The sequence below is a fragment of the Brachyspira pulli genome, from assembly GCF_036997785.1.
Lineage (GTDB): Bacteria > Spirochaetota > Brachyspiria > Brachyspirales > Brachyspiraceae > Brachyspira > Brachyspira pulli.
In genome coordinates, this window is sequence record NZ_JAWLQI010000039.1 from 15,750 (window position 1) to 30,169 (window position 14,420).

10 protein-coding genes and 1 pseudogene are annotated in these 14,420 nt (G+C 28.7%); 6 read left to right on the plus strand and 5 right to left on the minus strand.

Annotated elements, in window-relative coordinates:
- Position 1: 1 nt before the first annotated feature.
- From R4K56_RS09525 to R4K56_RS09535, 3 genes are all read left to right on the plus strand, one after another.
- The gene (locus R4K56_RS09525; protein WP_335757000.1) at positions 2–430 is read left to right on the plus strand and encodes an OmpH family outer membrane protein; all 429 of its coding nucleotides are present in this window, start codon (positions 2–4) and stop codon (positions 428–430) included.
- Between the two features lie 93 nt (positions 431–523).
- Positions 524–1,564 carry a UDP-3-O-(3-hydroxymyristoyl)glucosamine N-acyltransferase gene (gene lpxD / locus R4K56_RS09530; RefSeq protein WP_335771731.1) on the plus strand — a complete coding sequence of 347 codons (1,041 nt, stop codon included), beginning with the start codon at positions 524–526 and terminating at the stop codon, positions 1,562–1,564.
- A 370-nt stretch (positions 1,565–1,934) separates the two neighbouring features.
- Positions 1,935–3,896: a methyl-accepting chemotaxis protein gene (locus R4K56_RS09535; protein ID WP_335771730.1), complete on the plus strand. Its 1,962-nt coding sequence runs from the start codon at positions 1,935–1,937 to the stop codon at positions 3,894–3,896.
- A gap of 86 nt (positions 3,897–3,982) precedes the next feature.
- On the opposite strand, the pseudogene R4K56_RS09540 reads toward R4K56_RS09535, so the two are convergent.
- Positions 3,983–4,672 (minus strand): annotated as a pseudogene (locus tag R4K56_RS09540) (ankyrin repeat domain-containing protein).
- Positions 4,673–4,823: 151 nt separating this feature from the next.
- Between R4K56_RS09540 and R4K56_RS09545 the strand changes: the two are divergent.
- Positions 4,824–6,425, plus strand: a complete 1,602-nt coding sequence (locus R4K56_RS09545) for a peptide ABC transporter substrate-binding protein (protein ID WP_335771729.1) — start codon at positions 4,824–4,826, stop codon at positions 6,423–6,425.
- A gap of 768 nt (positions 6,426–7,193) precedes the next feature.
- Here R4K56_RS09545 and tlyC read toward each other — a convergent pair.
- The 4 genes from tlyC to R4K56_RS09565 are packed head-to-tail and all read right to left on the minus strand — an operon-like array spanning position 7,194 to position 11,818.
- Positions 7,194–8,009, minus strand: coding sequence for a hemolysin C (gene tlyC / locus R4K56_RS09550; RefSeq protein WP_335757005.1), 816 nt, complete (start codon positions 8,007–8,009; stop codon positions 7,194–7,196).
- Entirely contained in the window at positions 8,000–8,440 is a 441-nt protein-coding gene (gene ybeY, locus R4K56_RS09555; protein WP_335771728.1) for an rRNA maturation RNase YbeY, read from the minus strand. Before ybeY ends, tlyC begins: the two co-directional genes overlap by 10 nt.
- Before the next feature lie 9 nt (positions 8,441–8,449).
- Positions 8,450–11,041: an HD family phosphohydrolase gene (locus R4K56_RS09560; RefSeq protein ID WP_335771727.1), complete on the minus strand. Its 2,592-nt coding sequence runs from the start codon at positions 11,039–11,041 to the stop codon at positions 8,450–8,452.
- 9 nt (positions 11,042–11,050) lie between these two features.
- Complete coding sequence (locus R4K56_RS09565) at positions 11,051–11,818, minus strand: PhoH family protein (protein WP_335757008.1); 768 nt, start codon at positions 11,816–11,818, stop codon at positions 11,051–11,053.
- Between the two features lie 85 nt (positions 11,819–11,903).
- On the opposite strand from R4K56_RS09565, the gene R4K56_RS09570 reads away from it, so the two are divergent.
- Both R4K56_RS09570 and R4K56_RS09575 read left to right on the plus strand, forming a co-directional pair.
- Complete coding sequence (locus tag R4K56_RS09570; RefSeq protein ID WP_335757009.1) at positions 11,904–12,035, plus strand: hypothetical protein; 132 nt, start codon at positions 11,904–11,906, stop codon at positions 12,033–12,035.
- 243 nt (positions 12,036–12,278) lie between these two features.
- Positions 12,279–13,883 (plus strand): peptide ABC transporter substrate-binding protein, encoded by a 1,605-nt coding sequence (locus R4K56_RS09575; RefSeq protein ID WP_335769921.1) that lies wholly within the window; start codon positions 12,279–12,281, stop codon positions 13,881–13,883.
- The last annotated feature ends 537 nt before the right edge of the window (positions 13,884–14,420 follow it).

Sequence of the window (14,420 nt, forward strand, 5' to 3'; positions counted from 1 at the left end):
AATGAAAAAGTATTATATTATGAGTTTATTATTTATAGCTACACTTGTAGTATCTATTGTCAGCCCTAGAGTATTTACACAATCATATAGACTTACAAAAGTTGGATATATTGATCTTGAAAGAGTTATCAAAGAACTTACAAGCGATGAAGAGTTTGTTGAAAAATTAAAAGCAAAATTAGAAGAATATAAACTTCAGGAAGCTCAGCAAACAAATATGGAAGATACTTCAATAGTTCAAAACAATAGAGATTATTCTTTAAGAGGCGAAGTAAAAAGACAAGTTGCTAATTCACTTATGACTATAGTGAAAAAAGAAGGCTATACTTTAATATTAGAAAGAACAGAACATGCTATACTATATGCTGACAGAAACTTTGATATTACTGAATCAGTTATTGCAAATGTAAAAGCATCATTACAAAGATAATTATTAATCATTAATTATTAACTATAAAAAACTAAGATGTATTAAAAGTACATTTTAGTTTTTTATATATTTTAAATAAAAGGAGATAATATTATGAAAATAAAAGATATTTATAATTTCCTTCAGGCACAAAAAATAATAGGAGATGAAGAAAAAGAAATAACAACTCTTTCCCCTATTAATGAAATAATAGATAATTCAATAGTTTGTATAGATAATGACAAATACTTAGAAGCTGCCTTAAATAGTAATGCCAATGCTTTAATTTTAAGAGAAGATACAGCAAATAAAATAAACGACTTTAAAAACAAAACAGCAATTATATATAATAATCCTAAAGAAGCATTCATAAAATTATTATATTTTCTTTTTGAAGATAAAAAATATCCTTTAGGTACCATTGAGCCATCAGCTATTATTAAAGAAAATGCAAAAGTATCTCCAAACACTTATATAGGCGACAATGTTCATATAGGGAAAAATACAGTTATAGGAAATGGAACAGTTATAGAGGCTAATGTATTTTTGGGCGATGATGTTGTTATAGGAGAGAACTGCACAATATATGCCAATGTTTCAATTCATGACAGATGTATTGTAAAAGACAGAGTAATAATAGGTTCATCAACTGTTATAGGAAATGACGGATTCGGATTCTTTGAAGTTAATGGCAGACAAATGAAAATACCTCAAAGAGGAAATGTTGTTATAGAAAATGATGTTGAACTTGGAGCTAATGTTTGTGTTGATAGAGCTACTTTAGGTTCTACAATTATAAAAGAAGGTGTAAAAGTGGACAATTTAGTTCAAATAGCACATAATTGTCAAATAGGAGAACATTCTATAATAGTATCTCAAGTAGGTATTGCTGGAAGTTCTAAAATAGGTCATCATTGTATATTAGGCGGACAAGCTGCTTTAGCTGACCATGTTACTCTTGGCGACAGAGTAATACTTGGAGGAAGAACAGCATTAATGTCAAATGTTAAAGTTGAATCCAATTCCATTATGCTAGGTGCTCCTGCTCAAAATATAGAAAGAGAAAAATTAAAAATGATTGCTGAACAAAAATTGCCTGAACTTATTAGTTTAGTTGAGGAACGTTTCGGAGTAAAAATAAAAAGAGTAAAATAATATAATTTAATTTTTTGAACTTTATTAAACTAATCTTTTTAGTTTAATAAAGTTTTATATTATACTGAAATATATTAGAAAATCTAATAAACAATTATCTTTATATAAAATAATATAGCTACTAACAAAATAATAAAAATACCTACCCTATTTATTTTACAACAATATAAAAAAATCAATAATTATAAAACAAATACATCATTATAATTACTTATATCTAATATAATTGCACATAAAAATAATTTTTTATAATACAAATCTATTATTATTTTGGTTATTATTTATATATAAAATTAATTTTATCACAATTTATTGTTATTTTTTTATAATAAGTGTATTATACCTATTATAATAAAAAGTGGGCGGGGTTATGGAAAACAAAAAATCTTTAGGTCTTCAATTTAAAATCTTCGTATTGTTAGCAGTATCAGTAATAATAATGTTTGTAACTGTTATTTCTTATATGGTTACACATAATATCGAAAACTCTAAAAAAGAAGGTTTTGCTTCAACAGAATATATGGTCACAACTTATGCTAAAGATATAGAAAAAGAAATGCTTTCATATATATCTATGCTTGATACTATAGCATTATCATTAAAAAACGATATAGTAAGCGGAACTATCACAAGAGAATCACATACTCGTATTCTAGGGGAAATGCTTAACAATAATGATAATTTATTTAGTATATATGAGATGTGGGAAAAAAATGCATTTGACGGCAGAGATGATGAATTTATAGATACTGATTATGGTTCTGAAGTTGATGGAAGATACGGTCCTTCTTTCTTTTATGATGAAAATGAAGTTACTTATGATAAAGTTTATCAAGAAGAATTTGATGCCAATCCTAATTACTATACTATACCTAAAAATTCAAAACAATTATATATAAGCGATGTTGAAAAAGATGATACTTATACAGGAGCTGATACTGTACTTACTGTAAGCATTGTTGAGCCTATACTAGATGATTCCGGAAAGTTTTTAGGTATGGTTGGAGTGGATTTTTCTGCTGATAATTTAGTTAAAATAGTATCAGCAATCTCAACTAATAATGGTATGAGCGGTTATTTAATTAATCAATATGGTGTAATATTGGCTGCTACAAATACTCAAATTATAGGAGAAGAAATTTCAACTATATATAACAATGCAAATGATATAATAAGCAGTATAAAAAATAATACTAAATTATCATTTAGAAACAAAATAAATAATCATAAAGTTTTCAATATTGTAGTGCCATTAACTTCATTGAAAGATGATAATAATGCTATAGGCTTATTAGTAAATATACCAGAAATTGTTATAGTAAGAGAAAATATTAAAAATGCTGTTGTAACTTCTATATTGGCTATTATTGTTCTTATAGTATTTTTAGTACTTATAAATATATTAATCAAGAAAAGCTTAATAGACCCAATACTTAAAGTTTTGTATGTATCAGAAAAATTAAGCAGCGGAGATTTAACTTCATATAAAAATGAAGCATTAAGCAAGAGAAAAGATGAAATAGGAATGATATTTAATTCTATATTAAATACTCAAAATATATTATCAAATATAATAAAGCAAATATTAAACTCTACAAATGCTATGGAAAATGCCAGTAAAAATGTAAGTGCCGGAAGTGTGGATTTATCTAATAGAACAGAAAAACAGAGAGATGATCTAAAAATGATAACTGAAACTATGGCAAATACTTTAGAAGTAATAGATAAAACAACAAATGATATAGCAGTTACAAATGATAAAATACAAATTCTTACTGATTCAAGTGAGCATTGTTATAATTTATCAAAAGAATCTATGGCTCTTATGGAAGATATTACTAAAGCGACTGCTGAAATATCAAATATAACAAAAATGATAGATGATATAGCAATGCAGACAAATATACTTGCTCTTAACGCTTCAGTAGAGGCTGCACGTGCTGGAGATCAAGGAAAAGGATTTGCTGTAGTAGCTGCTGAAGTTAGAAATCTAGCTCAAACTTCTCAAGCATCAGTAAAAAGCATTACAAATATAGTAAATAACAGTTTAGAAAAGATAAACGAAGGAAACAATAAAATAAAAGAAACTATGGACGCTTTGGAAGATATTACTAATAAAGCTAAAGAAAGCAGTTACATAGTAAGTCAGATGGTAGAATCTTCAACAGAACAGGACGCTTCAGCAAGAGAAGTTCAAAGTGCTGTAAACAGTGTGGATATAAGTGCAGAACAGAATACAGATTTAGTAAGAACCAATGCGGATATAGTTGTTGATATGGAAAAAGAAACTCAAAAACTTGCAGACTTAATGAAATTCTTTAGCTTCAAATAATATTTTGAAACAATAATTTAATACAAAAAATTAGGGCCTTTATTAATATTAATAAAAGCCCTATTTTTTATTATTTTTTAATTATATTATTGACAAGAAGCCTTTCCAGTGCGTACATTTATACCGCCTGCGTCTTTTATCATCTTTATAATATTTTGATTTTTAGATTCGCATGCATAAGTATAAGCAGATTTATTTAACTGTTTGCTTACAATATTTACATCAACTTTTTTGTCTAATAATAATTTAACTGCATCTTCTCTGTTATTTCCAGCAGCAACCATAAGCATTGTTTCGCCGTCTCTTTTATCCTGTTCATTAAGATTTAATTTTCCTTCATACAAAGGATATAAATATTCTATAACTTTAATATTTCCGCCAAGTATCGCTGATTTAAAAGCACTTGTAACATCAGCAGTATCTCCTGCATATAAATTAGCACCTTTTGATACTAAATACTCTACTACATCTAAGTATCCTATAAAAGCAGCCCAGCCTAAAGCAGTTTGTTTCAAACTGTATGTATCTTGAACTTCTATATCCTGACCTGCTTCAACCATTCTTTTTATTTCAGCAAGATTTCCCTCTTTTACAGCATCAAACCATTTGGCATTAGGGCCTTGTGATGGCTTAGTATAAAATATTCTGTGAGAAAGTCTTCTTGGATTTGCAAGATTAGTTAATTCCTAAGGACTTAATCTTGTAAATCTTGAAGTTTGAGAATAAAGAGAAGCTGACAGCATTAAAATAAAAAATACAGGTATTATTTTTTTCATATATTTCCCTTTTTTTAAATTAGTATTTTCGTTTTAAAACTTTAATAATATATTTTAAGTAAAATTTATATTACAAAGGTAAAAACAATTGCATTATATTTATTATTATTGTATTATGATAACTAATAATATTATATTAAGGATATCTTAAATGTTTAGAAAAATTTTATTGGTACTGTCAAGTATAATATTTATATTTTCATGTACCCCTGCAGCTAAAGAACGCAGCAGCAGAGAACTTTTTATTAATGCCGGAGAAGAACCTAAAACAATAGACCCTACCCTTTCTGGAAATGATTTTGTATATCCAAGACATGCATTTGAAACATTAATTACAAAAGATAAATCCGGAAACCTTCAGGCTGGAGCTTGCGAGAGTTGGGATATATCAAAAGACGGATTAACTTATACATTCCATTTAAGAACAAATGCTAAATGGTCAGACGGAAAGAATGTAACTGCTAATGATTTCGTATACGCTTTACAAAGAGCTGCAAATCCAGTAAGCGGTGCTGAATACACTTCTTTTATAGAATATATAAAAAATGCTGTAAAAATATTATCAAGCGAACTTGAAGTAACTGAGCTTGGTGTAAAAGCTATTGATGATTATACTTTAGAAATCACATTAGAATCACCTACTGGTTATTTTTTAGATATTTTAACTTATCCTATATTTTCTCCTATAAGAAAAGACATAATAGAACAATACGGCGATGAATGGTCATTAAATCCAGAAAGCTATATTGGAAATGGTGCTTTTGTTATGATAGAAAGAAATCCTGATGAAAAAATAGTTATGGTAAAAAACACTAACTATTGGAATAGAAGCAGTATAAAGCCTGAAAAAATAACATTCGTAATGATGAAAGATGCTACTTTAGCACTAGCTGGAGTAAAAGACGGAAATTTAGATTTTTCTGTTAATATTGTAGAGCAGGATTTAGACAAATTAAGAGCAGAAGGAATAATAGATATTGCTCCATACTTCTCAACAGTGGCATTCGGAATCAATGCTACAAATGAAGTATTAAAAGACACTAGAATAAGAAAAGCATTGGCTTTAGCTATAGATAGAAATTATATAGTTGAAAATGTTGTTCCTACAGCTAAATCTCCTACAAGTGCTTGGGTTCCTGTTGGTGCTTATGATGTAGAAGGCGATTTCAGAAAAAACGGCGGTGAATATATAGATTTATCAAAAGAAGCCTATTCCAACAATGTAGAAACAGCAAAAAAATTAATGGCTGAAGCTGGATATCCTAATGGAGAAGGTTTCCCTGTATTAGAATATAAAACTACTTCTGATTTAATTTATTTACAAGTTGCTGAAGCGGTACAGCAAATGTGGAAAGAAAATTTAGGAATTGATTTGATGATATCATCTATGGAATGGGCTGCTTATCAGCAAATGAGAAGCGAAAAGAATTATGAGTTAATAAGAACATTATGGATAGGAGACTACAGCGATCCAATGACTTTCTTAGAAAATTATTTAAGCTATAGAAGTCAGAATACAGCAGGCTACAGTAATGTTGAGTTTGATAAATATATTGAAATAGCAAGAAATACTGCTGATCAAAAAACTAGAATGGAAGCTATGCATGAAGCTGAAAAAATATTAATAGCTGAAGATAATATCCTAATACCTATATACAATCCTTCAAATCCTACTCTAGTAAGTAAGAGATTAAAAGATTATGTATTAACTCCGCTTCAAGAGTATCAATTTCATTATGCATATTTAGAATAACGATTTTTATACATTTTTGTTTATACCTATCAAAAAAATGCCCCTGCTAAATTTTTTAGAAGGGGTATTTTTATATCTACCTAAACAACTATATTTTGTCAATTTTAGTTTTTTCAATTTTATTGTTTGTGGTGGCTTTGCCCACCGCTCTGCGTGCCGTAGGCAAGGTACCTTTCGGTATTGGTATAAGGCATAGCCTGCCTTCGGCGAGAACCTATATCCTCGACAGGCTCGGATACGCTTCGCGAAAGACTGCATTTTTAGGGTATATCCTATATTTAATAGGAATGTTTTTAATATAAAGTTCTAGCAATTGCGTTTTTCGCATAGCGTATCCGAAGGATAAAAACTTTGACGAAGTCGCGGCAAAAAAGTTGATAATATTACATAATGTGCAGTAGTCGGCAAAATGAAATCGTTTCAGTATATACCTAAACAACTATATTTTGTCAAAAATAATTTTTTTAAATTTTAAATATCTGCAGGGCTTTGCCCACCACTCTGTGTGCTTCGCAAGCACCCCACTTCTTTTGCCGATTAGGCACCTACTCGGTGGTGACCCAAAGAAGCAAAAGGACTATAATTTAGCTTAAATTAATAACCTATCTTACATGTAAAACAATTTTAGTATGATTTAGTACTAATTATGTAATTGCACTTTTTGCAACTTTGACGAAGTCCGCAGAGCGTGTGCGGGAAAAAGTTGAATAAAAAAATGACAAACTTAAAAATTTTTAGTATATAATAAGTTTTTATCAAATCAAAATATTAATCATCGCTTTCTTTTTGAACTGTTTCTTTTTCTTTTTTAAGTTTCTCTATTCTAATCTTTGTAACAATATTTCCGCTTTTTCCTACAACTGTGAAAGAATAATTTTTATATTCTATAGCCTCATTTCTTTTAGGAAGTCTGCCCAAATATGAAAATAAAAATCCGCCTACTGTATCTGCCTCATCATCTGGTATAGGAGGAAGTATTCCATATTTATTAAAATCTTCTATTCTGGCTCTTGCATCCACTAAATATGTACCATCATCATTGCTTTTTACTTCTTCATCTTCCTCATCGTATTCATCGCGTATATCACCGATAATCTGCTCAAGTACATCTTCCATAGAAACAATTCCAGAAAAACCGCCGTATTCATCAACTACCATAGCAATATGTATTTGCTTCTCTCTAAAATTTTTCAAAAGCTCCATTAAAGATATTGATATTGGTACAAATAAAGGTTTATGAAGCATTTTTTTTAATGAAAAATTTTTCTCGTCTGCATCTATCAAATCCTTCACATACAAAACACCTACTATATCATCTATACCATCTTTATATACTGGAATCCTTGAATTTCTCTCTTTATTGAAAGCCTTTATCACCTTATCATAAGAATATTCTATAGGTATCATAACAACGTCTACACGAGGCACCATAATTTCTCTTACACTCTTTGATTTTAACTCTATAGTATTTATTATAATTTCCCTTTCTGCCTCTGTTAATGTAGATAAATTTACATAGTTACTCTTTTCTGATTCATTATCCTTTTTCTTTGTTATTTTTGATATTAATTTTTTTATTGGCATTTATTTTTATCCTTATTATTTTTTATATATTCTATTACTTTATAATAAAGCTCTTTCATTTTTTCATTGTTTTCTATTAAGGATTTTTTACTGTAATTATGATGTATACCCATTAAATGAAGTACTGAATGAATTATTAATTTCAATACAGTTTTTTTTATTTTTTCTTCGCTATATCTTGTTGTTACCCATTCATAAGAAATGACTATATCTCCCCCCTCTTTGGCATCCCCCATAGGAAATGTTAATACATCTGTTGCTTTATCTTTATTCCTGAAATCATGATTGAGTTTCTTTATATATTCATCATTACAAAATAATAAATTAACATCTCCCTTTATACCAGTAACTTTTGTAGTACAATACAAGAAATATCTATAATATTTTAAATTTATATCATAATCTGTTTCATTAAAAACATTAACTTTCATAATACCTCATTATTTTTTTACAGTATTTTCTTTACTCTCTTTTTTTTCTGTATTATTATATTTTATTTCATCTTTTTCATTTTTATGTTTAATAGGAATCTTCTTAGCTATCTTCTCTTTTATTTTTTCTTTCTCTTTTATCATTTTAGCTGCTTTTTCCTTTTGTACTTTCTCTTTCTCTGCTTTTTCTTTAGCTATTTTTTCTTTATGTGCTTTCTCTTTCTCTGCTTTTTCTTTTTCCTTTTCTGCCTTTTCTTTCTCCGCCTTTTCCTTTGCCGCAAGTTTTTTAGCTTCTTTTTCTGCCTTTTCTTTTGCTATTTTTTCCTTATGTGCTTTCTCTTTCTCTGCTTTTTCTTTGGATATTTTTTCTGAATCTGCATTATTATTTTCAGCTTTCTCATCTGGAAGTTCCGGATATTTAATTCTTTCATGCAAAGAAACTATAATTTTTTGGAATGTTATTCTCTTTATTATTTCTATGTCTTTTAAAGTAAGACCGCTGTCATTCAATTCACCTTGAGACATTTTATCATCTACAATATGTTCTATAAGCATTTCTAAATCTTCCCTTCTAGGAGAATCTAAAGTTCTGCTCGCTGCCTCTATAGAATCCAATATCATTATAATTGCAGTAATTTTAGATTGAGGACGAGGACCCGGATAAGTAAATAAATTAATATCAACATCAGGATTTTCTTTTGCTGCCTCTACATAGAAATATTTTATTAAACTTGTTCCATGATGCTCTTTTATTGCTGCAATAACCTCTTTAGGAAGTCTGTATTTTTTCGCTATTTCAACTCCCAAACGAACATGAGCTTTAACTATAGATGCTGAAAGAGTAGGTTTTAATTTATTATGTCTGTTTTCATCTCTATTGGAATTCTCAATATAATATAGAGGATTTTCCATTTTACCTATATCATGATAATATGCTGATACGCAGGCAAGTCTTGCATCCTCTCCTATTTCTTCGGCTATAGTTTCTACCAAATTAGCCATACTTATAGAATGGTGATAAGTACCCGGTGCATTCATCTGCAATTTTCTAAGCAAAGGATTATTCAAGTCTGATAATTCCTGAAGTCTGAATATAGTAGCTGTTTCAAGCATATATTCACAAATAGGTAAAAATATCATAACCAATATTGCCTGAGTAAATCCGCTTACAAATGACAATATAAAAGTTAAATATGTTACATTCATAGTATTATTAAGAAGCATTCCTACCAATGACATCAAACTTAAATATGCTCCTATCAAAAGACCTATCCATAAAACTGCATATCTGCTGTTGATTTTTCTTGTAAGCATAGATGAAAATATAGATATAACAAATAATGCTGATATCTCAAATATATTTGCCTGTGCTATATTTGCTGCCAAGAAAGTAATACATAATGTTACAATAGCTGATATTCCTCTTTTTGCTCCCAATAAAGAATTCATCATACTAAACATTGGAATAAATGTGTATATATAAAAAGGTATATATGTATCTGATATTTTATATGATATATGATTATAAAATATATATGTTAAAGTAACAATAACAAAATATTCCATTGTAAATAAGAGATAGTTTTTAAAATTCAAATAAAAAGGAATTTTATACCTTAAAATAACAAAACCAATAAAGAAAAATAACAGCAATATAAATAAAGACTGACCTATAAAAATAGAAATATTATAAGTTGCAAAATTATTTCCAAATAAATTTCTTATCAATTCCGCTTTTTCTTCTGTTACTCTCTCCCCTACATTCAATATAGGAAAACCTTTTTTAATCATATTATAAACCGGCGGTATAGAATAAGTAACATCATTTATTTTTTCTTTGGTCTTTACAGAATTATATATTAAATTATCCCTCAAAAAAGAATTAATTATCGACGCTATAGTATTAATATGATTTATATTAAGATTTCTGTATTTAGCACCAACAATAGAAGGAAGCTCCATTCTTAAATCTTCCAAAAAGAATACTCTGTTTCTAGGAAGTACTTTTTCTTCAACAACATAATCATCGAATCTATATATAAATATTCCATTATCAAGTATTAGGTTCAAAGTTTCAGAACTTAAATTACTTCTGGATATAACGCCAATATTAAATAAATCTCTAATAATATCTATTATCTTTGCCTCATATCCAATATTAAGCTCATTAACTACTGCATTAGAAAATACTGATTTGTTTATAGGTTCATTATATAAAAGTAAAAACTGACTATACATTTCATCTATAGGTATTTTATTATCATAAGATATTCTCATGAAAGAGAACATATTACTTATTTTAGATATAGTTTCATACTCTATATCTTTAGGCATATCAAATATAGGTGCTATAGCTGATTGGGCATAATATACAAGTTTTTCAGTTTCTTCTTTATTTTCATATCTTACATTACGTTTAACTATCAAAGGCTCTTTTACAATATCGCCTACAGAAGGTATATCTGCTTTTTGCATATAGGTAGGAAATACTAAAAATAAAGTAAAAACATATAATAAGATAGCTATTATCAATTGGAATATTCTTTCTATATTCGGCGTTTTATTGATAACCAATTTCATTATTTTTTTATTCGTATTCATAATTAATAATTACCCTTCAAAAGTATTTTCTTTATCAGCATTTTCATAAGCCTCTAAAATTTCTGAAACTAAATGGTGTCTTATAACATCTTTCTTTTCAAAATGATGAAAACTAATTCCATTTATACCTTTTAAAATTTTTAAAGCATGCTCTAATCCGGATTTTGTATTTTTTGGCAAATCGCTTTGAGAAACATCACCAGTAATAACAGCTTTGGATTTTTCACCTATTCTGCTTAAAAACATTTTCATTTGAGAAACTGTTGTATTCTGAGCCTCATCAAGTATTATAAAAGCTCTGCTCAAAGTTCTTCCTCTCATATATGCTAAAGGAGCTACTTCTATCTTTCCTTCCTCTGTATATCTCAATATCATATCGCTTGATAAAAGACTATATAAAGCATCATAAACGGGACGCATATAAGGAGAAATCTTTTCTTTAAAATCTCCAGGCAAATAACCTAAACTCTCTCCTGCCTCAACAACCGGTCTTGTTATAATTATACGCTCCACTCTGCCTTCTGAAAGTAAATTAATTGCATAAGCTACTGAAAGAAAAGTTTTTCCTGTACCAGCTGCACCTGTAGAAAATATAATATCACTGTTTTGCATTTTATAGAGATATTCTCCTTGTGATATCGTTTTCATCTGTATGCTTCTGCCTAGATAAGGTAATTTTATACGCATAGATATTAATTTATTTTCTTTATCATTAGAAACATTATCAGCTATGCTTATAACTTTTTGATATGTTATTTCCGCAGATGAATTATACAAATCTTTTAATGTATATAAAACTTTAATAGTATCTTCTACTTTATTTAAATCACCTTTTACAGTCAGTTCATTTCCCTTTGGATATATGGAAACATTAAATTTATCTTCAAGTATTTTTAGATTCTTATCATCAATTCCGCATATTGAAATAAAAGATTCATTATTTTTAAATGTTATTTTATTACTTAATGTTTTAACTATATTAAAATCCTTTTAAACTAAATTCCTATATTCTAAAATATAATAAAAATTATACTATAATAGTATATAAAATTATATCTATTGTCAATAATGCAAAACAAAATTATGAACATTTTTTATTATATTCTATTTTAATATATACATATATAAAAATATTATTTATATAAAAAATACAAATCAAAGTCTAATACTGTTGACAGTATTTATTTGTATTATATAATACTACAAGCAAAATTACTATATATGATAGGAGTTCATAATGAATAAGAAAATACTTTCAGCATTATTTATAATAATGTCATTTATTGTTATATCCTGTTCCGGAGGAAACAAGGAAAGCAAGAATGTTATTACTATAAATGCAGGCCCTCAGCCAAAAACAATAGACCCAACTTTAAATACAGCATTGGATGCATGTTATTATGTAATACATGCTTTTGAAGGCTTAACTACAAAATCTAAAGACGGAAAGATAGTAGGAGGAGTTGCTGAGAATTGGGAAATACTTGATGACGGAACTAAATATATATTCCATTTAAGAACTAATGCTAAATGGTCTGACGGAAAACCTGTTGTAGCATCTGACTTTGTATACAGCTGGCAAAGAGTAGTGGATCCAGCAGTAGGAAGTCAATACAGTTTCCAACATGAACCTGTAAAAAATGCTAAAGCAATAACAGCAGGACAAATGCCTGTTGATAGTTTGGGAGTAAAAGCTATAGATGATTATACTTTAGAAGTTACACTAGAAGCACCTACAGCATATTTCTTGGATTTGGTAGCATTTACAACTTTCTACCCTGTAAGAAAAGATATAATAGAACAATATGGCGATACTTGGAGCTTAAATGCTGAAACTTATATAGGAAACGGCCCTTTTGTAACTACTGAAATAAATCAAGATGAAAGTATCATAATGGTAAAAAATACTAATTACTGGAACCTACAAGAAGTTAAACCAGAACAATTAAAATTCATACTTATGCAAAATGAAACTGCTTCTGTTGCCGGTATAAAAGAAGGTTCAATAGATTTTTCAAGAATACTTCCTACACAAGATATACAAACATTAAGAGATGAAGGTCTTCTTCAAATTAAACCAATGCTTGCTTCATATTTTTATTGTTTGAATATAACAAATGATGTATTAAAAGATGTTAGAGTTCGTAAGGCATTGGCTCTTGCTATAGATAGAAATTACATAGTAGAACAAGTTACTAAAGGCGGAGAAACTCCTGCTAATGCTTTTGTTCCTTATGGTATAAATGATGCTGAAGGAAGCTTCAGAGAAAACGGAGGCGGGTTCTTTGATATAAGCAGTGAAAATTATCAAAAAAACATAGAAGAAGCTAAAAAATTAATGGCTGAAGCAGGTTATCCAGATGGAAAAGGATTCCCAGTATTTGAATTCAAAGCTGACCCTGGTTTCCATATAGCAATATTTGAAGCAGTTCAGCAAATGTGGAAAGAACATTTAGGAATAGATACAAAAATAGTACAGGAAGAATGGGCAGTATTCTTACAAACTAGATATGATAAAAACTTAACTATGTGCCGCGGCGGTTGGTTCGGAGATTTCAACGACCCTATAAACTTCTTATCTTTATATACGAGCTATTCTCCTAACAACTATAGTTCATACAGTAATGCTCAATATGACCAATACATACAAACAGCACTTACTACTGGAGATCAAAAGGTAAGAATGGAAGCTATGCATAAAGCTGAAGAATTATTAGTTAATAGTTTTGCTATAATACCTATGTATTTTTATACAGAGCCTTTATTAATTTCTCCAAAATTAAAAGATGTTTATTATGATGCATTATCTATGCATAAATTTACTTATGCTTATAAAGAATAAATAATAGCATACTCCAAATATAAAACGGATTCATTTATTTTGAGTCCGTTTTTTTATATTTTTTATAATAATATTACACAATTTGTTAATTACTATATACCTAAACAATTATATTTTGTTTTTAATATTTGGGGCTTTACTCACCGCTCTGCGTGCCGTAGGCAAGGTACCTTTCGGTATTGGTATAAAAGAACCTTATATCCTCGATAAACTCGGATACGCTTCGCGAACAACTACATTTTTAACCTAAAATTAGGGTATTACAACATATTTGATACATATTCTTAAAATATAAAGTTCTAGCAATTGCGTTTTCGCGAAACGTATCCGAGCCTATGAGGACATAGCTACTTTGACGAAGTCGCGGCAAAAAGTAGATAATTCTATATAAAGTCCATCAATTGACAAAGTTAAAAATTTTCAGTATATACCTAAACAACTATATTTTGTCAAAAATAAATTTATATTTTTGTTTTTATATCTGGGGCTTTGCCCCAGACCCCACTTCTTTTGCGACTGAAAGGAGTGCCTGTGGTA

Excerpts from the sequence above, each read along its gene's own strand:
- R4K56_RS09575 (WP_335769921.1), top strand. The coding sequence starts at position 12,279 with ATGAATAAGAAAATACTTTCAGCATTATTTATAATAATGTCATTTATT.
- R4K56_RS09560 (WP_335771727.1), bottom strand. The coding sequence starts at position 11,041 with ATGAATACGAATAAAAAAATAATGAAATTGGTTATCAATAAAACGCCG.
- R4K56_RS09535 (WP_335771730.1), top strand. The coding sequence starts at position 1,935 with ATGGAAAACAAAAAATCTTTAGGTCTTCAATTTAAAATCTTCGTATTG.
- tlyC (WP_335757005.1), bottom strand. The coding sequence starts at position 8,009 with ATGCCAATAAAAAAATTAATATCAAAAATAACAAAGAAAAAGGATAAT.
- R4K56_RS09545 (WP_335771729.1), top strand. The coding sequence starts at position 4,824 with ATGTTTAGAAAAATTTTATTGGTACTGTCAAGTATAATATTTATATTT.
- R4K56_RS09570 (WP_335757009.1), top strand. The coding sequence starts at position 11,904 with ATGGAAACATTAAATTTATCTTCAAGTATTTTTAGATTCTTATCATCA.
- R4K56_RS09525 (WP_335757000.1), top strand. The coding sequence starts at position 2 with ATGAAAAAGTATTATATTATGAGTTTATTATTTATAGCTACACTTGTA.
- ybeY (WP_335771728.1), bottom strand. The coding sequence starts at position 8,440 with ATGAAAGTTAATGTTTTTAATGAAACAGATTATGATATAAATTTAAAA.
- lpxD (WP_335771731.1), top strand. The coding sequence starts at position 524 with ATGAAAATAAAAGATATTTATAATTTCCTTCAGGCACAAAAAATAATA.